The following is a 24370-nucleotide window of genomic DNA, read 5'->3' as shown; positions in this document are numbered from 1 at the left end:
ATTGAGGAGCTGCACTACTCTTTTTGTTCTATGTGTTGAGAAAATAAAATAAGGGTATATAATAAATATAGGAAAATGAAGATAAAAGTAGAATATATATTCTAAAGGGAGGGATTTATTGTGATTGTTACTTTAGGTTTTGTGGCATCAATTATTGCTTTGTTTATGCTTTTTACTAACGGGACGTCCAATATCCCGGAAGAAATAATCCATGAAACAACAAATGTCAATAAAGAAGAGCAGTATATGTATTATATATAAAGCGTCTTAACAGACGCTTTTTTGTTGCGCTTTTTACAAAGTCTATAGCGGTTAGAAACGGCCCTCACCTATCATTTATCTTTATTTGTCAGTGCCTGATAGCCATAAATAGTTAAGCAGAAACTAATAAAAGAAAAAAAGATATGTTTTGGCTTAAAGTTAACTAACGTAAATAAGTCCAGTTTTTGATACAAGTAACTTAGCGGAAAAGCAAATAGTGAATACATAAGTAAATTAACGAAAAAAAATCTCTTAAAGCTGCCAAACGTAAAATGAAAGATCCACAGTGTCTCTATCAAAAAGGGGCCAAAAATAAAACTGCTATCGTTTAAAATTTTTCCTTTCCACCCTCCTTTTACACTCCACCACTTGTAAGGAATAGCCAATGAGCACATTCCAATTACTAAAGATGAGGCAAAAAGAGAAGCGGGAAAATAGGTTCTAATTGATTTTTTCGGTATAAAAACAAGGGAAATCCACGGAAGAAACAATTGAAGAATTCTGATGAAATTGGGTATATTAGTAAATTCTCCTTTCTTATGTTAACATGCCTAAATGTAATCGGATTATGCCTATATCACAAAAACAGTATAAGCTCTGTTGCTATGTGAGTTATTCACAACCGGTGGAACAATCATAATTAAGACGGAGCACAGCTTCCAACAAAACGTTTAAGAGCTAATTCTTTTTAAATGAAAATATCTGAATTCAAAATACGACAGACTTCGACACTATCTATTTGTTACTATATTTTTTAGGTTCTATTTTTAGATTGGAACCATTTTTACATAAATAATTCAACAATTTAAGCCTTTAAAATGACATGGCAAGTGGAGGAAACTTAATGTGTTTCAAATGTAGACTACTGCTGATAAAGATAGAATTTATACGAAAAATGATGATGATGATTGCCCTAGAAGAAGGGTTCACAAGTAGTAATACGATTAAAATCAGTCAGGATCTAGATGTATTGTTAAATCGGTTTGAAGCTACTTGTTAAAAAATGTTCGTTGATAACAGAAAAAGGATCTTTCGATAAGATCCTTTTTTGCTGTTGGTAGACAATTATTTGTTTCAAAAAAATGAAGGCTGATGTTATTTAGTAGTACATTTTGATCGCTCGTTCAAACTCTATTTAATCATTCTGTGCTTCAAAAAAGTCCCACATCATTTTTGAAGCATTTGGACCTTTTGAATCAGTATCTGATCCATTGTCATTTCCTCCTGACCATGCATGCCACATATCCTCTACCATAATTTTTTTCATCCAGATTTTATTTTCTGCATCTATGTAGTCAGACATTATGTAGCTATAATGATTTCCGTTGTCTTGTGACGTATAAAAAGCAGCATTTTCATGTAGGTTTATACCGCAATTCTTATATGTATAAATCCACTGTTGAATTAATGTAGACGCATTAATTGGATTGACTGTTGTATCTGATTGACCATGAAACGTAATGATGGGAACAGGCCGTGCATAAGGTCCCATTTTTTTATAAGCTTCATCACCGTCAAGTTCAGGATTTAACGAGCCGTATAGCATGACTTCTCCAGCTGTGATAAGGTCTACAGCATACGCATTACTGCCTGCTGAGTGAATGCCTACCGCTTTAAATACATCAGGATAAGCAATAGCCATCACATTTGCCATAAAGCCTCCAGCTGACATACCAGCAAGGTATATATTAGTAGAATCAATCGCATATTTAGCGATTATGTGATCAATCATATCTTTTATTATGTCTGGCTCTCCATTACCGCGAAACTGGTTATACTCATAAAACCAATTCCAGCACCCGTTGGAATTAGCAAAATAATTCATTTGAGGATAGAGAACAATAAAGCCTTTTTCTTCCGCTAGCTTATTCATCTCCATGCCTGCAGCAAAATCATCTGCGTCTTGTTGACATCCATGAAGCATAACGATTAATGGTACTTTACTTAATCCAGTATATGTACTTGGAACATACACCTTGTAGGTAAAATAATCATCATAATTATACTCTTTCCAAATAGGTTGAAAGAACACGCTCTGTAATTCTAGTAAAAACGTAGAAGCAGTTAAAACTGGATTTGTAAAAAAGGAACATAAAGTATTCACGGAGTTTACCCTCTCTCTATTTCTGATGTATATACTCTTTATTTCGTTATACCACAAAATAATCCTTTTATTATGAAGCTGAACTTTTTATATGCCTTTAATTATTTCTTCTTTCATGCTTTAGTCGTACAAATTCATACAGTAAGTTACGCTTTGCGTTGGATAACAACTTTAGGTAATTTTATTAAACTTAATATAACGACTATCCAATCGGGAAAATTTTAAAGGGAGTGTTCAAAATGGCGAAAATAAAGCCTGGTTTTAAACGTTACTGGAATGAGATCATTCAAGCCCTTATTACCACCAAATAATAGACAAAAATCCTACTACAGAAAAAAGTTGTGCAGCACGGATAGGTTAATAAGGCTAGCCCTTTACGATAGCGATAAAACAGTTGGTCTTATCGAAGAAGGCACGCGTGAATTTAGCTTGAAAGATCCTATCTTTCCATATTCTGAACCGACTACAAAACAAGTGTCTTTTAAGAGAATAAAAAAGGACTGGCTATAAAAAGCCAGTCCTTTTTTATGTTATCAAACGATTATTTCTTTAACTAAAATTAAAGACTGATGTTATTAGGCGGTACTTTGTCATCTGTCTTGAGCTCAGATTCTATGTATGAATCTTTAGAGGACTCTCCCATACGCCAATAAACAAGAAAGCTGATGGCAATACATCCTGCTACATAGAAAAAGAAAAGTGATTCATGGCCGATACTTTTTAGCCATAGTGCGATAAATTCTGCAGTACCTCCAAATATGGCAACTGTAAGTCCGTACGGTAACCCTACACCAAGAGCTCGAATTTCTGTCGGGAAAAGCTCCGCTTTTACAATAGCGTTAATAGATGTATAACCTGTTACAATGATAAGTCCGATTGTCATTAATAAAAAAGCCATGACTGGATTATGAGCTTGTTTCATAAAAAGAAACAGCGGTACAGTCAGTAATGTTCCTAAAATACCAAAGCTCATTAACAGAGGTCTGCGTCCAATTTTATCAGATAGCATACCTGCTATTGGCTGAATAACAACAAATACAAGCAGCGCACAGAAGTTAATCCAGCTTACGACTCCTTTATCTAGCCCTACACTGTTTACCATAAATTTTTGCAAATACGTCGTATACGTATAAAAGGCGACCGTTCCTCCTAATGTTAAGCCAATAACGGTCAACACTGCTTTAGGATGCTTCATAAGTGCTTTAATAGTTCCGGCGTTTTCACGGCTTTCAGAGTCCATTTTAGAAAATTGCTCTGACTCATCCATTGTACGGCGCAGCCATAAAACGCTTAGCGCTCCGATGGCTCCAATAACAAAGGGAATACGCCAGCCCCATGAAATCATATCTGCTTCACTAAGAACGTTTTGCAGAATAATTTGAACACCTAATGCCACCAGCTGACCAGCAACAAGCGTCACATACTGAAAGCTTGAATAAAACCCTCTTCGCCCGCTGCTTGCCATTTCAGAAAGGTAAGTTGCAGACGTTCCGTATTCTCCTCCTAAGGAGATTCCTTGCAGCAAACGCGCTAGTACTAGAATAATAGGAGATAATAATCCTATGGTGCCATAGTTAGGAGTACAAGCGATAATAAAAGAACCGCTCGCCATAATTGTAATAGACAAGGTAAGTGCAGCCCGGCGACCGTATCGATCCGCGTAGCGCCCCATTAATAAACTACCAATTGGACGCATCAAGAAACCGACGGCAAAGATTGCAGCTGTGTTAAGCAGCTGACTTGTTGAATCACCTTCCGGGAAGAATTGCGATGAAAAATAGACGGCAAAAGCAGAGTAAACGTACCAATCGTACCATTCAATTAAATTCCCAACAGATCCTTTGAAAATATTACTTGTAATACGCCTGTTGTTTGCAGCTTCACTGGTATGAGCCATGATTGATCCCTCTTTTCTTTGAGTGTTTAATGTCAGTTCTCCTGTAATATAAAGTAGCAAGTAATTTACCAGCAAATCTTTTTAAACAGCTAGATTGTATTGCTTTCTATAAAACCTGTTCAACCAATTACTTATATAATGATAGCGCTTAAAAAAGGTTGAATAATCCATTTCAATATCATTTATAGTAACAAAATAAAAGTTTTTAAAAGCGGCTGCTGTCTATTACATATGTAGTGTTAATCCTCCCTTCTATTTATATATTGTACTATTGATTTATTAGAAAATATAATATTTTCTAATTATTTATACAAAAATTTTACAAAGTTCGGCTTTCTAATTTATATGACAAACAGAAAAAAAGCCATGTTCTTTAAGTGAGAACATGATTAAGAAAATACTCTTTTCAACTTGTGAGTGTAAGCTGCTTACATTTACATAATATGTAGAATAAACATAACTTGTACTAAGCTCTAACCTAAATTTAAGATAATTATCGAATTTTAATCTTATCCTCTATTATATATACAGTCATAGATGCTCTATAATTTTGTTACATCGGCGACCTTAATTTGGCTCATTTGACTTTAAATTCACACCAAAAGCGTTCTATCCCGAGATATTTTTCACCTAAGCTTGTTGTTTGGAAACCAAACTTAGAATAGAAGTTTACTGCCTCTTTATCTGTCTCAGCAAAAACAGAATGTATATCATGTTTCTTACAAAGAAAATTAATCATGCTGCTTCCTATTCCTCTACCTCTTTCTCTCGGTAAAACAGCTATATGTTTTATAACAGCTTCTTTGGAGTTAAGAAATTCAACTCCTATACAACTAACGGCTTCTTCGTTTACTTCCATACTGTACAATTTCCGACTTGGCAAACAAACGTATTTTTTATATTCTTCATCAACCTTCTCTTCTAAAGTTGCATAAGATAAAAGTTTTTTTATGGCCGGACTGACCGCAGGTGAAGTGATTTCTTTCATACTAGCGCCTTTTTCCCCCTATTACCTTATTAATAATTAGTTTGTTTCTTGGGGATGTTGTTGCTTGTCCTTACATGAGAGAGAATAACTATATAAAATAATGAATGAGAAGAAATACCCCGAGAACTGGAGCAGCAGCTAACACAAGGTTTATAGAATTTGTAATTCTCCACTTTTTGTCTGTTTTTGATTCCGTGGCCAGATTAGCTCTCATTCGATTACCGCTTACAGCTACTCCAGATATAATGATGGCTAGCCCTACTAATAGAATGAAAACTGCAAAAAATACTGTTTCTGAATTTACGTTTGCTATTGTACATCCTAATAAAAGAATAAAAGATAAGATGAACCCTCCAATAATTGATTTAATCATTTTTGCTTTCCTCCTAGCCTTTTTATAAAGTTTCCACACATTAACTATATAATATCATTTTTTCTATATTTTTACTTTTATTTCTGTTATCCCAACAGGTAAAAAGACAGCAATTAAGGCCATTTAAAAAAAGCGAAACGCTTATGTGTAAAAGCGTTTCGCTCAAGGGAACTACATTTTAACTATCTTTTGTGATATCTGCCGGACGTATACGAATTACTTTTGATAAGTCACTTAATGTTAACTGTATCTGGTGACCTGCACGCCCGCCTGAAAAGTAAATCGTTTCGCAGTCTTCTGCTGTAGAGTCAATGAAGGTTGTGAACTGCTTTTTCATTCCGATAGGAGAACACCCGCCGTGAACATATCCTGTAAGAGGCAAGAGTTCTTTTTGAGGAATCATTTCTAAGGACTTTTCACCAGCTGCTTTTGCCGCTTTCTTTAAGTCAAGCTCCTTTTCAACAGGTACTATGAAGACGTAATGTTCTTTTGATTTCCCTACGGTCACCAGTGTCTTGAAGACTTTAGCAAGATCCTCTCCGAGCGAAGTAGCTACCTGTACCCCACTCAGATTTTTAGTTTCATAAGAATAATAATTGTACTCAATTTTTTTCTGATCTAAAATTCGCATGACATTCGTTTTATCTGCTTTTTTACCCATAATTATCACCGACACTATCATAACACGTTTTGTTTTTATATCTCCATATATTAGGATAGGTAGGTTAGTAAGGGTTATTCATATCTTTTATATAAAAATGAATCTAATATGCTGAATAATGACTTTTCTCAACCTATTGAACCCTCTGTTTTCACAGAAAAAAAGCCACTAGAGGCACTAGTGACTTTTTCATTTCTATTTATTCAATTGTGTTGCTGCATGACTACGTATGTTTTCTATATCTCTACAGCTTCTCAAATTAATTATAAAGATGACATTTTACTTTATGCTTGCTGTCAATCACTGTATCTTCGGGTGTTTCTTTCATGCAGCGGTCAAATGCGAACGGGCATCTTTTATGAAAAGCACAGCCTGAAGGTGGATTAAGAGGAGAAGGAATTTCACCTTTAACCTCAATTTTTTCGCGTTTTTCATGTTCGTGAATTGCCGGGACAGATGATAAAAGAAGTTTTGTGTAAGGATGACGAGGATTTGAAAAAATCTCATCTGTGGGGCCTTCTTCTACTAATCTTCCTAAATACATCACGCCAACGCGGTCTGCAATATGTCTTACGACGCTTAAATCGTGGGAGATAAAGAGATATGACAGCTTCATTTCTCTTTGCAAACTGCGCAGTAAGTTTAAGATTTGTGCTTGAATGGATACGTCCAGTGCTGAAACCGGTTCGTCACAAATAATAAGCTTTGGGTTTAAAATCAATGAACGCGCAATGCCTATGCGCTGGCGCTGACCGCCTGAAAATTCGTGCGGATAGCGGTTGTAATCTTCTTCATTAAACCCAAGCTTTTTTAATAACTCAATGACAAGCTGCTTTCGTTCGCTTTTTGCCCCTACATTATGAATCGTTAATGTTTCTTGAATAGAAGCACCAATCTTTTTCCTTGGATTAAGGGAAGTATGCGGATCTTGGAAAATCATTTGCAAATCTTTACGAATTGTTCGTAAGCGTGAGGCTTTGGATTCGAAAATACTTTCTCCATTAAACTGTGCTTCTCCGCCCGTTGGTTCTACTAATTTTAAAAGCGTACGCCCTGCTGTGCTTTTCCCGCAGCCGGATTCTCCTACTAATCCATACGTTTCACCTTCATAGATATCAAAGGATACATCTTGAACTGCTTTAATTTGGCCTTTTGCTTTCCCTAAAGCAGAACGAACCGGATAGTATTTTTGTAGGTTGCGAACTTCAAGCAAGGGCTTGGTGCTTTGCTGTTTTGCTTCACTATACATACGCAACCTCTCCTTCTTGAATTTTTTCATAGTGCCAGCATCGAATGCGATGCGTATCATCGGCATGCTCTAAAACAGGTACTTCTTTATGGCATTTTTCCGTTGCAAATGGGCATCTTGGTGCAAAACGACAGCCGTCTGGCACGTTTGAAAGCGGCGGAACCGTTCCTGGAATGGACGAAAGCTCTTGTGTTCTGTCGCTGTCTAAGTGAGGAACCGACTTAATTAAGCCCATTGTATAAGGATGAAGTGGTTTTGAAAACAGCGTTTTAACGTCCGTTTCTTCCATCACTTGTCCTAAATACATCACGGCTACTTTTGTACAAATATTAGCTACAACGCCTAAATCATGGGTGATGAAAAGCACGCCCATGTTGAGCTTATCTTTTAAATCCATCATAAGGTCAAGGATTTGCGCTTGAATGGTTACGTCTAAAGCCGTTGTTGGCTCATCGGCAATAAGAAGCTTTGGTTCACACGCTAAAGCCATCGCAATCATAATGCGCTGCCTCATTCCGCCGGAAATTTCATGCGGATACTCTTTTGCTCGCTGTTCTGGAGACGGAATGCCCGTTAGTCTCAAAAGCTCTACGACTTTCTTTTGCGCTTCTTTTTTGGAGACTTTCTGATGCAGACGAATCACTTCAGCAATTTGTTTTCCAATTGGCATAACGGGATTTAATGACGACATTGGATCTTGGAAAATCATTGAGATTTCGTTTCCTCTTAGCTTTTGAATTTGCTTTGAAGACATGTCTAATAAGTTTTTTCCTTCAAACAAAATCTTGCCATCGTAGCTTGTTAGGTCTTCATCTAATAGCTGAAGAATAGATTCGGACGTTACGCTTTTTCCTGATCCAGATTCACCGACAATGCCTAATACTTCTCCTTTATTTAATTGAAGAGATACATTGTCAACAGCCGTTACTTCTCCGCTATACGTTGTAAAAGTTACTTGTAAGTCTTCTAATTTTAAAAGGGCGTTACTCAACGTTTTTTCCTCCTTTTCTTCAGCATTACGTTTTTCGGATTTAACCAGTCGCGCAGACCGTCACCAAATAAATTAAGGCCAAGTACAATTAAAATGATGAATACACCCGGAAACAAGGTCATCCACCACGCGTTGTAAATCGCAAGCTTTCCGTCATACAGCATATTTCCTAAGCTTGGTGTCGGCGCAGGAATCCCGGCTCCTAAAAAGCTTAGCGAAGCCTCAGTTAAAATCGTTACGGCAAACACGTATGTTACTTGAACGATTAAAGGCGATAAGACGTTTGGCGCCATATGAAAACAAATGATTCGAAGTGAGCTTGCTCCTTGAGCTTTTAGCGCTTCAATAAACGTTTTTTCTTTTACAACAAGCGCAGCTGAACGAACAATTCTCGCAATCGAAGGAATAAATACAAGGCTCAGTGCGATAATAACGTTGCTTGTTTTAGGTCCTAAAGCAGACATAATAGCAATTGCCAGTAAAATAGATGGAAAAGCAAACAAGCCGTCACAAATTCTCATTAAAATATAATCAAGAATTTTATAATAAGAAGATAAAAGTCCAACGATTAAACCAAGTACAGTAGCAATAATCGTTACTGCGGCTCCAATCATTAATGATATTCTGACGCCGTACATTGTCCGGCTAAATACATCTCGTCCAAAGTTATCCGTTCCAAACCAGTGCGTGCTTGACGGCGGTGCTAATCGATTTGCAGGGTCGATTTGTAAGCTGCCAAAAGGAGAAATGAGCGGAGCAAAAACAGCAATCAAAATAGATAATAAAATAAGTATCGCTCCTCTTACTAGCAAACGATTTGAGAAAAAGCGCGCTGCCGCTGGGTTTCTTTTTTTCTTTGCAGTTACTGAAATGGTCTCTGTATTTTGTTGTGCGTTCACATTCATCACCCTCCTTTAATCATGATAAGAATTGCGTACACGCGGATCGATCACGGCATACAGCAAATCAACAACTAAATTGATGACCACATAAGCAACCGTAATTAAAAGTACGGCTCCTTGAATAAGCGCGTAATCACGGCGTTCAATTGATGAAACAATCAGCTGACCTAACCCCGGGATGTTAAATAATGATTCTGTTACCGCCGCTCCGGTCACAAGCCCCGCAAATGATTCTCCGATAACTGTTAAAATCGGTAAAAAACTCACGCGCAGCGTATGCTTAAGCATAATTGTGCGTTCATTTAATCCTTTTGCTTTTGCCGTTTTAACAAAGTTCTCAGAAATGGTATCGAGTAAAGATGAACGCGTCATACGCGTAATTAATGCAGCTTGAATCGCTCCAAGCGTAATCGTTGGTAAAACTAAGTACTTTAAATACTCAAATAATCCAGCATTTAACGGAACGTATCCTGAAACAGGAAAAATTCGAAGCTGTACCGCAAAAAGCAAAATAAGGAATGAACCGAGAAGAAAGCTAGGAATGGAAATACCTAAAAGGCTGGCTCCCATAATGCTTTCATCACGAATCGTTCCTTTGTGTTTAGCCGCATATATACCAAATAGTAAAGCAAACGCCACGCCAAAAATTTGCGCGAGTATAGCTAGAGAAACCGTAGGACCTACGTTATCCCAAATTGCCCCGAGCACAGATTTATTTAAAAAGTAGGAATAGCCAAAATCTCCGTGAAAAATGTTAGATAGCCAGATAAAGTATTGATTGACCACGGGCTCATCCAATCCCATTTCCTTGCTCAGCGCTGCAATTTGTTCTGGACTTGCGCCTTGTCCTAAAATGATCGCTGCAGGACTCCCAGGCGTTAAGCGCGTAATTAAAAACACAACAATAGATACAATGAATAAAACAGGAATTAGTGCAAAAAGTCTCTTAAGTGTATAAGCTCCCATCGTAAACTCCTTTCTAAAACAGAGAGCATAAGCTCTCTGTTTATTAGAATAATAAGATATTATTTTGTTAAACTCATATTGTAGAAAATTGGACCTAAATTATACTCATAGCCTTTTGCATTGTTAGAAACGGCATTGATGTTCACTTTATGACCAATAAGCGTAAACGGAAGCTCGTCCCATACGTATTGTTGAATTGCATCAATGTCACCGCGAGCTTCTTTAACAGAAGGAGCAGCTTTAATTTTATTTAAGTAGTCCATTGATTTTTCAACTGATGTACCTTTTGTAGTCCAGAATCCTTGGAAGATGGTAGAACGAGCGTTCCAGTCAACAGGATAGATGTCCCATTGGCTTGTATCACTCATTTTATCGCTGAATGTCGCCCAGTCGTATACTTCTAATTTTACATTCATACCAATGTCTTTTAACTCTTGTTGAACGACAACAGCTGTATTGTATTGATCTTGGTAATCACGAGACGCCATTAAACGAATTTCTTCCCCGTTATAACCAGATTTCTTCAAATATTCTTTTGCTTTTTTCTTGTCATGCTGGTTGTATTCTTCTTTTCCAGCTGTACTGTAGTAGTTTGGATACTCTTTGTTCACAATGGATGAAGAAAGCTTGTAATAATCTGAGCTTCCGTAAGAACTGTCTAAAATGTCTTTTGAGTTAAGAGCTGCGTTAACTGCTTTTCGTGCATTGATATCTTTGAAGACGCCTTTATCTGCGTTGTAGAAAAGTCCCATAAATCCGCCTGGTGATGTTTCTACTTTTGCATTTTGACTGCCTTCAACTTGTTTGGCATTATCGCTTGATACAGATAGCGCAACGTCAAATTGTCCGGTTGTAATACCAGAAATCCTAGTTGACTCATCGCTTACGAAACTAATCTTAATTTCATCGACGTGAGGAGTTTTCTTAACTTCGCGGCCTTTCGAAGAATAATCTTTAAATTTCTCTAATAAAAGATATTGATTTTTCTTCCATTCTTTTACTTTATATGGACCTGTTCCTATGTAGTCTTTGATCCCTTCATCAGATGCATTGTCAACCACTTCTTTTGGTAAAATAGCTGCTGCGGGGATTGGATCAGCTAATAAAGATAGCGTGTTAACATTTGGTGATGGTAAATGAAGCTCCACCATATCATCATTGGTTTTTGTCATTTCAGCACCAGAGAAGTTTGTTTTCCCAAGGGATGATAGCTTAATCCAGCGGTTAATAGAAGCGACAACGTCATCTGCAGTCATTTCTTTACCGTTATGAAATTTAACCCCTTTTCTTAAATGGAACGTGTATGTTTTTTTATCATCGCTAATATCTACTTTAGACGCTAAGTCAGGCTTAGGATTTCCTTTGTCGTCTAAAATCATTAACCCTTCATAGATACTGCGCGTTGCGTCTTTCACATCTGAGTCCCCAGTGATTTGAGCATCTAGCGTTGCTGGCTCACTTTGAGACGCGACGTTTAGCGTTCCGCCTTCTTTTCCTTCTTTTTCACTTGAAGAATTTTCACTTGCGTTACCACTGCACCCTGCTACCATGAGGACAATGGTTAAAAGAGAGATGAAAAGTAAATAAGTCCTTTTCACTAAAATCACTCCTATTTCCTTGTATAAAATTTTAATCCGACTATAATAAGAAGAATAGTAGGAATGTGAACAATTGTAGCACTACCTTCTACCTTTGGCAATTAGTATTTTTAACATACAGAGGCTATTATACCATTTTCTATTAAATAAATATGGTATATATGTATAATAGTTGAATAAAAGAACCATTTATTTCTTATAAAGCAAGCGATTGAACACACTTTATCAACGCAGTAAAAAAGAAAGAACATCTCAAGAAATGGTAATTTAACAAAAAGGAGAAAACAACAGTGGGATTTTTAATTGGTATATCAGGAAGCATTATTGTGGATCAAGGAGGACGCTTTCCAGGCTATAAGCGAGCGTATGTGAATAACGACTATATCGAATCAACAGCGCTCAGCGGCGGAGTTCCTTTTATCTTGCCAGTGCTAAAAGACGAAGAAATGATTAAAGCGCAGGCAGAAAGTATAGACGGGTTGATTTTGTCAGGTGGACAAGACGTTAATCCCCTTTTATACGGAGAAGAACCGACAACCAAAACGGGTTCCCCTTTTTTAGCACGAGATCAGTCTGAACAGCTATTGTTAAAGCATGTGATCGACCAAGGAAAGCCCGTGTTAGCGATTTGTCGCGGCTTACAAATTTTAAACGTTGCTTACGGCGGCACTCTTTATCAAGACATGTCAGACATTAAAGAGTCATTTATCAAACATGATCAATACAACAATACAAGCGACCCTTCTCATTCCATCATGATTAAAGACGGAACACGCCTACATGACCTTTACGGTAATCAAGCTCTTATTAATTCATTTCACCATCAAGCAATTAAAGACGTAGCGCCTGGTTTTGAAGTTTCCGCATGGGCGAAAGATGGAGTTATTGAAGCCATTGAAAAACAAGGAGAGCAATTTGTAGTGGGGGTACAGTGGCATCCAGAAATGATGGCAAAAGAACATACTTCAATGCTAAACTTGTTTAAACTGTTTATGGAACATGTGCAGCAAACAGCCACGAAAAAAGTCAGCATTTGACGTTCAAAGTTACTAGTTCACCAATATAAAAAAGGCAGGCCGTTATAATGGCCTGCCTTTTTGTATTAACTGAAGATGCGCATAGGAATCTAGACATCTAGACAAATTTTCATCTATTAATTAGGTAAAAAGAAGAAAAACAGCGCAAGCATCTTTAGCTTTTACAATATTTCAATATACCCTTCTGTTCCATGTACGCGAATTCGCTGTCCGTCTTTTATCAGCCGAGTAGCATTCTCTACTCCGACAACCGCTGGCAATCCGTATTCACGTGCAATGACTGCTCCATGAGTCATCAGTCCGCCAACTTCCGTAACAAGCCCCTTTATTCCTACAAATAACGGGGTCCAGCTAGGGTCAGTAAAGGAAGTGACTAATATATCTCCATCTGATAGATTAGCATTTTCCATGTTTAAAATGACGCGCGCTCGCCCTTCAATCACTCCTGAAGAAACCGGTAAACCTACAATTGCTTGGGACGGAAGATTTTCTCGTTTGTACGCACCTGTAACAATTTCGCCATGAGACGTGATTACACGCGGAGGTGTTAGCTTTGTGTATAATTGGTATTCTTCTTTTCGCTTGGTGATGATTTGATCATTCACTTTATGTGTGCGCACGACTTCTTGAAGTTCGTCAAACGTCAGATAGTATATATCTTCTGTTTCAGAAATAACACCGGCTTTTACAAGCTGAGCGGCTTCTTTCAGCAGAGCCTGCTTATAAACAAAATAGCGATTAATCATGCCGTATTTGGGATATTCACGATAACCGATAAAATTTCGGATGAGATTAATCTTTTCTTTTGTTTCTTTTGCTTTTTGTTCACCATCCGGCAATTGCTTCAAGCGGTTTAATAGCTCTTGCTCTTTTTTCAAGGCTTCCTGCAGGCCTTTTTCAAATTTTTGCTTGCTAGCGTTAGCCTCAAAGTTTTTAATATTACCAAGAATCACAGGGATAAGTGCAGACGGCTTTTCGCTCCAGCGAGTTTTCGTAATATCGATTTCGCCGGGACATCGCATCCCGTATTCGCTGAGATAATCATAGATAGCGTCTTGAGTTTCCTGTCCGCCTTCCAACTTAACCAGTTTCTCCAAAAAGTTATCATCTTTTACGTGCTGTAAATAATGAATGACTTCAGGATAAGGACGAATCACATCTGCGACATCCAATAGCGCCAGACCCATTTCTGAAGTAATATTGTTTGGTACAGATTGAGAAAGCGCGTCTGCTGCGTTTTTTTCACCTAGCCACGTCTCCATTTTTTCATTGATCCATGATGAAGCATCCATAGCGGCCATAAACACAGCTGAACTTTGTGGGTCAAATAAAATCTTCTTTAATGTCCCGATATCTTCTGAAATAAAGTTGACTAATTCCGACCCTGATTTCTTTTGGATGGTTTGCTTTAGATCTTCTATTGATGCTTGATTCTTCTTGATCAAGTCAGAAACGATCGTCGAGTCGTTTTCGATTTGTGCCTTAGGCTTCGTAGGCGGCACGCTTTTATTGCTTTTACCGGAACTTTGATCATTTGGTAAAGGTTTTATAAAGTCTCCTCGCTCTATTATGCTTGTAAGTGCGTCCTTCATGAGCGGATCATGTTGTCCCATGGCACCTAACATCATTTTTCTGCTGTCAGGTAAAGCTAGCATATTCGTGACATCAACAAACAGCCTTCCACCGGCTGTACGCATCGGTGCATTAGTCGTTAACAGAAAAAAAGACAATCCCAGTGGTTTCATGGCATCGGTCATCATTTGTTGATGTCCAACAGATACATAAACGCGATTTTCCTGATCATGTGCTTCAGGAATTGGATATAAAGTAGTAATTGGACGACTTTGGACAATATAAAATGTATCATGAGCCAAGCACCACTCGATATCTTGAGGACAATCAAAATAAGCTTCAAGCTGTCTTCCAACGCGTTCTAGCTGTAAAATTTGAAAGTCAGTGAGCGCTTGCGTTTTTTGCAGATCAGAATGAACTTCCTTCGTTTCTGTTCCGCCTTCTTTTAATCCGTAGATAGCTACCTTTTTAGCTGCTATTTTTTTATCGACGATTTCTCCTTCTTTTACTTTATAGCAATCGGCAGAGACCAAACCTGACACCAGCGCTTCTCCAAGCCCAAATCCCGCATCGATTGATAACAGCTTTCGGTTAGAAGTAATTGGGTCAGCGGTAAATAAAATACCTGAAGCCTGCGGAAAAACCATTCGTTGAACAATAACCGATACGTGCACTTGACTATGGTCAAATCCATTTTTAATACGGTAGGTTACCGCGCGATTTGTAAACAGAGAAGCCCAGCATTTGCGAATGTGCTCAAGGATTGCTTCTTTGCCTATGATGTTTAAATGGGTGTCATGCTGACCAGCAAAAGAAGCATATGGCAAATCTTCAGCAGTCGCACTTGAACGAACTGCATAAGCATGCTCTTCTCCAAACTGAGAGAGAGAATGAATAACTGCTTTTACAACGTCAGAAGGAATTTTTATTTCCAGAATGATTTGGCGAATTTTTTCGCTAATTTCACCAATTTGATCTCGGTCATCAGCTTTTAACATCGTCAGCTGGTTCAGTAACGCTTGAAACGTTTCATTTTGTTCAAGGGCTTTTTGATACCCGACCGCTGTCACACAAAATCCGTCCGGTACTTGTATTCCTTGAATTTTTGATAACGCCCCTAAATTTAAGGCTTTTCCTCCAACAAGTGAAAGCTGTGTATCTTTTATTTCTTGAAAGCTAAGAACTAAAGAGTTCATTCAACATCTCTCCTAACCGGTAATGTTTTATTGATTTTACCAGCAGTAAATGAGAATAAACAGTCTATATCGACGTTTTTTTATGTGATATAATTAAAGTAGGAAGAGAAATACATACCTTTTTGTTTGCGGTTACATATTTAAAAGTTGTATAACTAACTTATCTAATTGATTCGTATCCTTTTTAAAGCAGGTAAGTACACGTTTGAAGTATTTGTTGATCTTCCTCATTTAGCACTTTCTTTTTAGAGGATAAAATTTCAGCAACTCTCCTCATTTTAACCCTTCTTTCATTTGGTCACCTGAAGAGTCTAGCTCATTAGATGACTAACTCTCTTTTTTTGAACTATTCCGAAACCATAGTATTACGAATGTATCTCTTCGCTCGTTTTCTAGCAAGTGTATAAATAATTACCTGCAGCACAAGCGCCGCAAGGCTTATCAGTACTACTTGTTCGACAGAATTAAAGGGCGAAAAATATTTCTCCCATTTAGAATCAGGAAGCCTTAATGCGTTATAAAAATATGAAGTACTAAAAGAAATTATATTTCCTAAAATAAGTGATAAATCCGCTCTAATAAGCCCACTTAGATAAGACAGTGCTACTGTAACTATGGCCATGATTATATAGTTTACCTTTGAATCATCCTCAAAATCTTTTCGCATAGATAAATAAACGTATGGAATGCAATAAACGGTAAAAATTATAAAAGGAAGTATTCTTCTCATATAGTAATCTCTCCAATATTTAGGATTCGACATAGTTTTCTATTATTATAAATTACCGAAGAGAATTTTTTCCAGTTTTTTGTACGCAGAGAGTGTAGAAATACTTATATGTATCATGATCGTTTGTAGAATCATTCCTTAAGGCAAAGTAAAAAAGCACGCTTATGAGTGCTTTTTTACAGCATATTTATTTAAACAGGACGTGTGTTTTAATCGAACATTTTCTGTTTACCGGTAACAATTACTTCTTTATTTTTCTCCTAAAATGGCTACAGGGCTAAATACCTCGTAATGAATACGTTCGTTTGGTATATCCCATCTACGTAATGCTTTAAGAATAGCTTCCATAAACGGAATCGATCCACAGAAATAAAAGACAGCTTCTTTTGAAGGGGTCAGTCCCCCTCTATCAGCAAAGGGTTCTTTTTTAGTTTCATTATATGTTAGTGAAAATTGATTACTCTTACCATGCATTTTTTTTAATTCTGACGCTTTGTTTTAAATATCTCCATCCTTCTTTAACTAAGTAAATAATAAGACTTACTATGGTTAAGCTTAACAACGCTATAGTTACTTCATAATAGTATCCATCCGTGGGATGATATTGTTGAACAATGTACCAATCCCCAGCTTCCAAGACTTCTGTTACATAAAATGAATCTGCTAAAAATCCTCTTTTTACTTGTCTACGCAGAGGATAAACATATTGGGCTTATTCCACAAGTATTATAAAGAGGGTTCTTAAACAATCGGTCGCTATCCTAGAACAAGAATAAGCGCTCATTTTCATTTTAGGACCAGATTTTTGAAGATCAGAAGGTTTTTAGACTTACAATGATGAATGAACTAAGAAGAATTAAAAAAATATGTCGATATTAATCTGCAAAAATATAACAAATTAGGAGGTGCTTAAATGGGAACTATTCAATATACATTAGAACCCCCTGAGGATTTTTCGCAATTACAAAACTTATATGATTCTTTAGGATGGAATTCACTCAAATTAACAGTCCATGAATTGAAACAAATGTGCAATCAAAGCTGGTATGCAATTTATGCTTTCGATGAAAGAAAAATGGTGGGTATGGGGCGGGTTATATCAGATGGTGTGGTTACTGGAATTATTTGTGGAGTCGGTGTGCTGCCGAATTATCAATCCAAGGGTATCGGCAAAGAAATGTTAAATCGAATAATTCAACATTGTGAACAAAATCGAGTTATACCTCAACTTTTGTGTGTAGAAAATTTAGAATCATATTATGAATCTTTTGGATTTAAGAAATTTTCAATTGGAATGACAAGCAATATAAAACGATAAACGCTTAACACCAATAGGCGACCTATTCCTTCTGTTCAGAAAGATAAAGTCACCTACACGATTTTTGCATTCATTATTATTTACCCTTTCACTTTTTCTTATTTATAAATTTATTGATTTACATGTTCCTGTTCTAACTGATCTACTACATCTTCCTGACATTCATTGATAAATAAATAAGTAAGGTATGAATGTAAATCAAATCTTTCTTCATTAATAAACGTAGAGAAAACCTGTTTATATTCGCTCAATAGTTTGGCCTCCTTTATGCAAGTTCCTATTTTTCATTATTGCCCAACTAGCAATCTCTTACACATACAAATTAACAAAATATTTTATATGATAAGCTATTTTCATCTTGTACTGGCTCCGCCTACGACATGTACAATGATAGCCAAGCTTACTATCCAACCTAATATTCATTATATTTAAGAGGAGGGGGATTCCGTTGAAAAAAAGAGCTTTAATGGTATTTTCATTACCAGAATATAAAGAAGAAATTGGCCGATGGGTGTGGTGTTTAGAAGATGTTCGCCGTACGCTTCTAACACAATTAAATGGAATCAGCCAGCGTATGCTCGATACAAAAATTGATGAAAGACAAACGATTAGTACACTATTGTATCATATTGCATTGATCGAGGCAGATTGGTTATATGAAGAGGTCCTTGTTACCGAATGGGATCCCGAAATACGTTCTTTGTTTTCATTAGTAGCTCGTTCTGAAGATGGCTCTTTAGCCCACATTGAGGGACAAAGCTTAGAAGAGCATTTTTACCGCCTTCATAAGGTACGAGAAGCATTTCTTTCCCACTTTCGTTCAATGGACTTAACAGACTGGCGTAAACCAAGGGTACTTGAACATTACGACGTTACACCTGAGTGGGTTGTTTACCATTTGATTGAACATGAATCTCATCATAGAGGTCAAATTTTCCAACTACTTAGAGAATTAAGAAACAATTAAGATGTTAAAGTAATGAAATAAAACAAAAGAGGTGCCAAAAATAACTATTTATATTGCTTTATTACGGGGCATTAACGTAGGTGGACACAAATTAATAAAGATGCAAGAATTAAAGAACGTATTAACAAACATGGGATTAGATAAAGTCAAAACCTATATTCAAAGTGGAAATGTAATATTTCATTCTGAAAGAAATGCAGAACAATTAGAAGAACAAATGGAGCAAGAGATTAGAAGTGCTTTCGGTTTTTCTGTCATTATTATCTTAAGAACAGCTTCAGAATGGGAACAAATTATTAACAATTGCCCTTATCCAGTTAACTCGTTATCGGAAGGGGAGAGTGTACATATATCGTTGTTAGCTAAAGAACCTTCTAAGGAATGCATAAATCATTTACTCGACTATAAAAACGAGATGGAGCAATGTTGCATAAGGGGCAGAGAGATTTATTTATATTTGCAACAAAGTATTCGGCATTCTAAGATTTCTGCTCAACTTCAGAAGGTAGGTGTTCCAGGAACATCTCGCAATTGGAAAACCATTAACAAGCTCGGAACTATGTTAAATGAAATACAATAAGTAGTTTGAAAAAATCTATATAATTTCGTTGTTCAACTAATACGAAGAGGCTGTTAGTTATTTATTATGTATCTTGCGGAAAAATAGGCAATTTTTCTACTTAACATAATGGAGTTTATAAGAAGCCAAGTTCTTTATGTATAAAGAACTTGGCTTCTGTTATATCAAAAAATGATTAATATGTTTATTTAACAACAAAAATCAAAGGTAGTCATCCTGATTAGTTAAATAAGAATATGCAGTGATTATCATCCTATTAGTAGGATATCATTTAATAAAGCTAGTTCTATTTTAAAAGGATTGTTAACTTTTCTAAGCTCACAATAACCAGAACTATAAATATGAATAATCTTAAATCGTTTACCGAGATAGAAAACTTCTTTATTAATTGACATACCTTCCCTCCAGATTCATTATTATAATTTGTTCAACATATTAATCATTTTTTTAAAAAAAGTTCGTCTGGAATAAAACTAAATTACTTTACCCTTTCTTTTACGTCTTAAAACATATATTCAAATGAAATTTTATTTTGAAGCTATATTTTCTGTATCTACAGCTTCGGGTGGGATTTCCATTCACCCGTTTTTCATCAGAACATTTGATGCATCCTGAACAAAATTTGCTATGTTCATTAACGACTTTCCATACAGTAGCGATAAATCATGTCTTCTATCTCTAAGTTATTGTTATGGGATGGCATAGACCTCGACAGTGAAGCTTTCTCCATCGGTGTTTTCCGGTCTGGCGACGTAGAAATCTTCGCTTGTTTTGATTTCTGTTTCGGATCCGTCTGTAAGGTCATTAAAGATCGTTTCGTCAATGCCGAAGCTGATGTCTTTCATTACATCGAATTTCGCATTAGTAGGACCATCGACGATTTTCCATTGTAACTTGGTCGCGTAAGAAGGGATATTTCCGATCGTGAAGTTATCACTTGATCGGTTATCCTGTCCGTCCTGAGGCTGGCCTTCGGATCGGATCGTCGCTATTTTCTCAGGGGCTTCGACCTGCACATTGAAAGTATCCCCATCCAAAATCCTATCATAGGCGTACCAGGCACCGAGCCATGTCCCTGCAGCGCCGTTCGATTCGCTTGAAATCATTTTTACTGAAAAATTATCCGATCCATTGGTCGCCGAACCTTCCCAGGTGGAAGCAAACGGATATTCGTCACACTGCTTGCCGGTCCGATCCTCATCTCCGAATTCCCTGTCACAAGTCCTTCTTGTCTTGTTCCTATTGCGATTATATTCATCCTGATGACGTTTCGGATACATTCGTGTCAGTGTGCTGTCTCCCACAGCCCCCGGTATTTTCTTTCCAACCATTTGAGGCTTCGTCTGATCTGGATGATCCATCGCAAACTTCCAATGCTGTCCAGCTTCGGCTAACATCGAAAATTCAGGCTTCGTGACTGGAACATTGAAGATTGGTGTGGCTTTACTGAATACGGCTCCTTGCCAGAAATATTGATTAGGGAAGGCAAACATATATTTTGCAGAATCGTAACGAACGGTCTGTTTAATACCATCAATGCTCTTTTTGAATTTCCTTGGTGCATGTGTAAGGGTAAGTTTTGGCCAAAATTCCATGTACCCTAACTGGTCAGGGTTTGTGTCAGTTGGTGGGGGTGCTTCTGATGTGAAAATTTCTGTACTGAAGTTCGTGTTTTTCCATTGAGCGATTGTTCGTTCCGTCGGCGGAAAATCAGGATCTTCTTTACAGTCACCTGCATTCACCTTGGATTCACATACCATATCAATTTTCAACTTGGCTCCATTCAAGGATGGATGGGTTACGAGGATATCATCAAGTGTATAATAGACCCTCATTTTCCGGCTTTGGTTGGAGCCATAACCTATTTCAGTGAATTGAAATTGAACGCCTTCGTAAAAACAGAATCCACCAATGCATTTTACTGGGACTTGATATGTTGCGACGTGGGACCAACAGAAGGAATACCGGTTTTTAATATACCCTGTTTCTGAACTGCTGTCTGGACTTCCCTGGCATTCTTCTGTAGTCAGGATATGATCATAGTCGAAGTCAGGGGGTGTCCATCCGGCTGCCGTCTTGATCGGAGGAGCCATGTTTGCTCTGTATGTTGTGTCACTTTGCTGGTCTTCTTCCATCAATTTATCTAATGTCTGGATGCCTTCTTTTTTCTGGATCTGATCTTGCTTGATCCCAAGCTCTTCAACTGACTTGCCTTGCTTCATAAGTTTAGTTGCCTGTTCAATCTTCTCCTTGTTGTTTGGGAGCCAATAACCTCCGCCATTTGAATCAGATTGCGCTTGTGCCGGTGAAATCATTCCTGTGACAAAAAACAAAAAAAGTACAGATAAAACGATACGTCTATAAAATCTGGACATCCTATCCCTCCCTTATTTTTTGATTTGGAATAAAATGTTGTCTTAGAAACATATAGAGGAATTTTTCTTGCAGACAATAAACTAGATTCATTACTTCGATGGCATCCAAATCGATGATAGAATACTACAAAAAAAATTTTCCCACAATATACTCTAAGGAAAATGAAACCAAAAACCTACAATAATTCCCATATTGATTAGCGTGCTAGGAAAAATGGGTCATATAAAGAATCCTTTTATTTATAAAGATCCTCCACGATCGGGTGCCATTTGTCGTCACTAAGTGTAAATAGTTAAACTATGGATTTTTATAAAATAATTTACGATTTACTTAAGTCGGGTAAGCGAGGGGCATCACTGCCCCTGACTCCCCTAAGAACCGTACGTGAGCCTTTCAACTCATACGGCTCAAGCCTCCCATTGCAGGTCCATTTGCTGTCGTATCCTCATCACACACCATATCGGTAAGTAAAACGTACGCCGACGCTCCAATTGGAGGTATACATAACAGTACGTTTCTTTCGTCAGAAGATAGCCACAACCTTATGTTCCTACGAGAGACCAATGAGAAGTCAGCTCCCTTTCGGGCCTATCATGGGCTTGTCCGTAAGGACGATAGTATCCATTCAGTTATACAGTTTCCTGCTTTCCTGTTCTCTTTCGAGGTAATGGCATTTGCTTTCTCTCATATTCTTTACCCTCTGCCGCATCGTTTGACTTTGCAGTCATCCTACTGTTTAAACAGATGACAAAGGGCTTACCAAGTTCCGCATCTTATAGATACGACGAGGTTAGGTGGGTTCTTTACTCCGGGCAAGATACGGGACGCGTCACAGCAGCTTTATGAATCTGCTTTTCCTCTTGCCAATACCCAGGCAAAGCTGTCCACTATCCTGAGCTAACACTTACGAAGCTTACAAACCTTCACTAATGTTCACCATACTCATCTTCCCCTAGCAGTGTTCCGAGTCGTGTACTAACTCTCTGTTTCCGCATTTCCGCATGCAACCCACGAGCCAGTTACCAGGCCCGCAGTTTTGGACGGGGATAGTTTTTGCGTCTAAACCAGTGGCGTAAGCCACACTATATAAAAGCGACTTCTTGTCGCACCATAAAACGTATTATCGGAAATAAACAAGGTGTCTCTATTTGCTAAGAGACACCTTGTTTATTTCTATAGAAAGCTAATCATTAACAATCAGTTTTTTTAGATTTATGAAGAGGAGGTGGAATTAACCAACCTTTTTCTTTATTAAGTCTTAAGAACTTTCCACCAAGAGCTACTTTTTGCATGTGAATTTGTGCAAACATGGCTGCAATATCCTCACGAATAGATTGGCCAATTAGTTGACTACAAGCAACTAGACCAGCAGCTATATCCAATGAAATTGCTGCAGCTACTTCTGGATCTTGAACACGTGCACCCACTGGGATATCATCTAAACAAGCTTCAGGTCGTTCAGGTGGGGTTGGCGGTAAGCCTACTCCATTTTCTTTTAACAATGTTTCGATGCTTTTCATTTCTTGCTGGCACTGTTCGATTGTCTCTTGTACCAACTTATGTAGATCCTTGTCTCCTACATGATTTAGAAATGTTTGATAGCCAGACACTAACCCTTTTGAGGTAGAAACATACGACCACGTTCCAAATACCTCACCATAATGCATCGGTTCACCTGTAGGATTTCCACTTAAAATACCCATTGTTATCCTCCTTACAAAATTCAGGATAGTGTGCCACCTTTCTTGCTATGCACATGTTTAACGTCTCCAAATCTTGTTTTATTATTCTTCTACTTCTATCAAAAAATTAATTTATCAAAGAATATAATTCCATATTTTAAGCAAACTAACCAAGATGTTTAAAAGAGCATCGTCCACTATACCCTTGTTATTAAACCAAAAAAACTACCCTATAGGTAGTTTTTTTGGGATCGTTGGAGAGATTATAAATTGTGGCTCTCATCACAGCTAATTATCTCTACTCATACAAAATAGATATTAACGAACTTTTTCTTCACGATCATCTCTTCTTTTAAGACCAAAAAGACCAACTAGTCCTAATAATCCAAGCAATTCCCAAGGTGAATCATTATTATCATCCGTATCAGTTGCTGTAGTGACATTTCGAGTGTTTACGTCATTATTATAATTTAAGTCATCATTATAATTTGCTCTATCTACGTTATTATTTTCAGCATTAACAGGTAAGCCAAAAGTCATCATAGCTAAAGCTAACGTACATAATAAAACAGAACATTTCTTTTTCATTGTATTCCCTCCTTTCTTTATTAAATAAAGTCCCCGCATCACGAAATCCTATTCTTTAATGACATAAAGCTTATAGACTGTATCTAAAAATTTCATGCTACAAGAGTACAGTAATGAGTAAAATTTCATATTTTAAGTAAACTACTCAAGATGCAATGAGGCATCACTCATGAAACCCAATTACGTAACAGAAAAAACTACCTTTTGTGAACTGCACCCCAATTGTTAGACAAAGAAACTCTAATGATTGGGGTGCTTGTATGTCTAGACATACATTTGAAGATAAGTTGAAGGCTATTGATTTGTACCTAAATAAGCGCAACTCATATAGGGA

Annotated in this window: 24 protein-coding genes; 6 read left to right on the top strand and 18 right to left on the bottom strand. The window is 37.3% G+C overall.

Annotation, left to right across the window (positions count from 1 at the left end):
• Positions 1–120: 120 nt before the first annotated feature.
• Together ACN6NE_RS20620 and ACN6NE_RS20615 are read left to right on the top strand one after the other, a co-directional pair.
• Positions 121–261, top strand: coding sequence for a hypothetical protein (locus ACN6NE_RS20620; RefSeq protein ID WP_474326974.1), 141 nt, complete (start codon positions 121–123; stop codon positions 259–261).
• Positions 262–1105: 844 nt separating this feature from the next.
• Positions 1106–1261, top strand: a complete 156-nt coding sequence (locus ACN6NE_RS20615) for an aspartyl-phosphate phosphatase Spo0E family protein (protein WP_016763750.1) — start codon at positions 1106–1108, stop codon at positions 1259–1261.
• 135 nt (positions 1262–1396) lie between these two features.
• On the opposite strand, the gene ACN6NE_RS20610 is transcribed toward ACN6NE_RS20615, so the two are convergent.
• The 10 genes from ACN6NE_RS20610 to ACN6NE_RS20565 all read right to left on the bottom strand — a co-directional run bounded on the left by ACN6NE_RS20610 (position 1397) and on the right by ACN6NE_RS20565 (position 11990).
• Positions 1397–2365 carry an extracellular catalytic domain type 1 short-chain-length polyhydroxyalkanoate depolymerase gene (locus tag ACN6NE_RS20610; RefSeq protein WP_474326971.1) on the bottom strand — a complete coding sequence of 323 codons (969 nt, stop codon included), beginning with the start codon at positions 2363–2365 and terminating at the stop codon, positions 1397–1399.
• 559 nt (positions 2366–2924) lie between these two features.
• Entirely contained in the window at positions 2925–4262 is a 1338-nt protein-coding gene (locus ACN6NE_RS20605) for an MFS transporter (protein WP_129708207.1), read from the bottom strand.
• A gap of 577 nt (positions 4263–4839) precedes the next feature.
• The gene (locus ACN6NE_RS20600) at positions 4840–5250 is read right to left on the bottom strand and encodes a GNAT family N-acetyltransferase (protein ID WP_129708204.1); all 411 of its coding nucleotides are present in this window, start codon (positions 5248–5250) and stop codon (positions 4840–4842) included.
• Between the two features lie 88 nt (positions 5251–5338).
• Positions 5339–5623: a DUF5316 family protein gene (locus ACN6NE_RS20595; RefSeq protein WP_129708201.1), complete on the bottom strand. Its 285-nt coding sequence runs from the start codon at positions 5621–5623 to the stop codon at positions 5339–5341.
• Positions 5624–5801: 178 nt separating this feature from the next.
• Positions 5802–6284, bottom strand: coding sequence for a Cys-tRNA(Pro) deacylase (gene ybaK / locus ACN6NE_RS20590; RefSeq protein WP_474326968.1), 483 nt, complete (start codon positions 6282–6284; stop codon positions 5802–5804).
• Between the two features lie 259 nt (positions 6285–6543).
• Positions 6544–7533, bottom strand: a complete 990-nt coding sequence (locus ACN6NE_RS20585; protein WP_129708195.1) for an ABC transporter ATP-binding protein — start codon at positions 7531–7533, stop codon at positions 6544–6546.
• Positions 7526–8524, bottom strand: coding sequence for an ABC transporter ATP-binding protein (locus ACN6NE_RS20580; protein WP_129708192.1), 999 nt, complete (start codon positions 8522–8524; stop codon positions 7526–7528). Before ACN6NE_RS20580 ends, ACN6NE_RS20585 begins: the two co-directional genes overlap by 8 nt.
• Positions 8521–9429, bottom strand: coding sequence for an ABC transporter permease (locus tag ACN6NE_RS20575; RefSeq protein WP_129708189.1), 909 nt, complete (start codon positions 9427–9429; stop codon positions 8521–8523). The genes ACN6NE_RS20580 and ACN6NE_RS20575 overlap by 4 nt, the downstream gene beginning before the upstream one ends.
• Positions 9430–9438: 9 nt before the next feature.
• Positions 9439–10392 carry an ABC transporter permease gene (locus tag ACN6NE_RS20570; protein WP_129708186.1) on the bottom strand — a complete coding sequence of 318 codons (954 nt, stop codon included), beginning with the start codon at positions 10390–10392 and terminating at the stop codon, positions 9439–9441.
• A 59-nt stretch (positions 10393–10451) separates the two neighbouring features.
• Positions 10452–11990 (bottom strand): ABC transporter substrate-binding protein, encoded by a 1539-nt coding sequence (locus tag ACN6NE_RS20565; RefSeq protein ID WP_129708183.1) that lies wholly within the window; start codon positions 11988–11990, stop codon positions 10452–10454.
• 290 nt (positions 11991–12280) lie between these two features.
• Between ACN6NE_RS20565 and ACN6NE_RS20560 the strand changes: the two genes are divergently transcribed.
• Entirely contained in the window at positions 12281–13027 is a 747-nt protein-coding gene (locus ACN6NE_RS20560; RefSeq protein ID WP_129708180.1) for a gamma-glutamyl-gamma-aminobutyrate hydrolase family protein, read from the top strand.
• A gap of 161 nt (positions 13028–13188) precedes the next feature.
• On the opposite strand, the gene ppsA is transcribed toward ACN6NE_RS20560, so the two are convergent.
• The 3 genes from ppsA to ACN6NE_RS20545 form a co-directional block, all read right to left on the bottom strand.
• Complete coding sequence (gene ppsA, locus ACN6NE_RS20555; protein ID WP_129708177.1) at positions 13189–15795, bottom strand: phosphoenolpyruvate synthase; 2607 nt, start codon at positions 15793–15795, stop codon at positions 13189–13191.
• 346 nt (positions 15796–16141) lie between these two features.
• Entirely contained in the window at positions 16142–16525 is a 384-nt protein-coding gene (locus ACN6NE_RS20550; RefSeq protein WP_474326964.1) for a hypothetical protein, read from the bottom strand.
• A gap of 249 nt (positions 16526–16774) precedes the next feature.
• Entirely contained in the window at positions 16775–16999 is a 225-nt protein-coding gene (locus ACN6NE_RS20545) for a hypothetical protein (protein ID WP_474326962.1), read from the bottom strand.
• 439 nt (positions 17000–17438) lie between these two features.
• Between ACN6NE_RS20545 and ACN6NE_RS20540 the strand changes: the two genes are divergently transcribed.
• The gene (locus tag ACN6NE_RS20540) at positions 17439–17843 is read left to right on the top strand and encodes a GNAT family N-acetyltransferase (RefSeq protein ID WP_129708128.1); all 405 of its coding nucleotides are present in this window, start codon (positions 17439–17441) and stop codon (positions 17841–17843) included.
• A gap of 110 nt (positions 17844–17953) precedes the next feature.
• Here ACN6NE_RS20540 and ACN6NE_RS20535 read toward each other — a convergent pair whose 3' ends face one another.
• Positions 17954–18094, bottom strand: coding sequence for a hypothetical protein (locus tag ACN6NE_RS20535; protein WP_165351725.1), 141 nt, complete (start codon positions 18092–18094; stop codon positions 17954–17956).
• Between the two features lie 197 nt (positions 18095–18291).
• On the opposite strand from ACN6NE_RS20535, the gene ACN6NE_RS20530 reads away from it, so the two are divergent.
• Both ACN6NE_RS20530 and ACN6NE_RS20525 read left to right on the top strand, forming a co-directional pair.
• Positions 18292–18810, top strand: a complete 519-nt coding sequence (locus ACN6NE_RS20530) for a DinB family protein (RefSeq protein WP_474326959.1) — start codon at positions 18292–18294, stop codon at positions 18808–18810.
• A gap of 40 nt (positions 18811–18850) precedes the next feature.
• Positions 18851–19390, top strand: coding sequence for a DUF1697 domain-containing protein (locus ACN6NE_RS20525; protein ID WP_474327728.1), 540 nt, complete (start codon positions 18851–18853; stop codon positions 19388–19390).
• A gap of 248 nt (positions 19391–19638) precedes the next feature.
• Here ACN6NE_RS20525 and ACN6NE_RS20520 read toward each other — a convergent pair whose 3' ends face one another.
• The 4 genes from ACN6NE_RS20520 to ACN6NE_RS20505 all read right to left on the bottom strand — a co-directional run bounded on the left by ACN6NE_RS20520 (position 19639) and on the right by ACN6NE_RS20505 (position 24036).
• The gene (locus ACN6NE_RS20520; RefSeq protein ID WP_474326957.1) at positions 19639–19785 is read right to left on the bottom strand and encodes a hypothetical protein; all 147 of its coding nucleotides are present in this window, start codon (positions 19783–19785) and stop codon (positions 19639–19641) included.
• 294 nt (positions 19786–20079) lie between these two features.
• The gene (locus ACN6NE_RS20515; RefSeq protein ID WP_129708122.1) at positions 20080–21765 is read right to left on the bottom strand and encodes a NucA/NucB deoxyribonuclease domain-containing protein; all 1686 of its coding nucleotides are present in this window, start codon (positions 21763–21765) and stop codon (positions 20080–20082) included.
• A 1191-nt stretch (positions 21766–22956) separates the two neighbouring features.
• On the bottom strand, positions 22957–23469 hold the full coding sequence (locus ACN6NE_RS20510) for a DUF3231 family protein (protein ID WP_474326955.1): 513 nt from the start codon (positions 23467–23469) through the stop codon (positions 22957–22959).
• Between the two features lie 297 nt (positions 23470–23766).
• The gene (locus ACN6NE_RS20505) at positions 23767–24036 is read right to left on the bottom strand and encodes a WGxxGxxG family protein (RefSeq protein ID WP_034651735.1); all 270 of its coding nucleotides are present in this window, start codon (positions 24034–24036) and stop codon (positions 23767–23769) included.
• Between the last annotated feature and the right edge of the window lie 334 nt (positions 24037–24370).

The sequence above is a fragment of the Priestia sp. 53B2 genome, from assembly GCF_056099005.1.
Note: the sequence above shows the minus strand (reverse complement) of the source record. Positions and strands in the feature narration are given on the sequence as shown.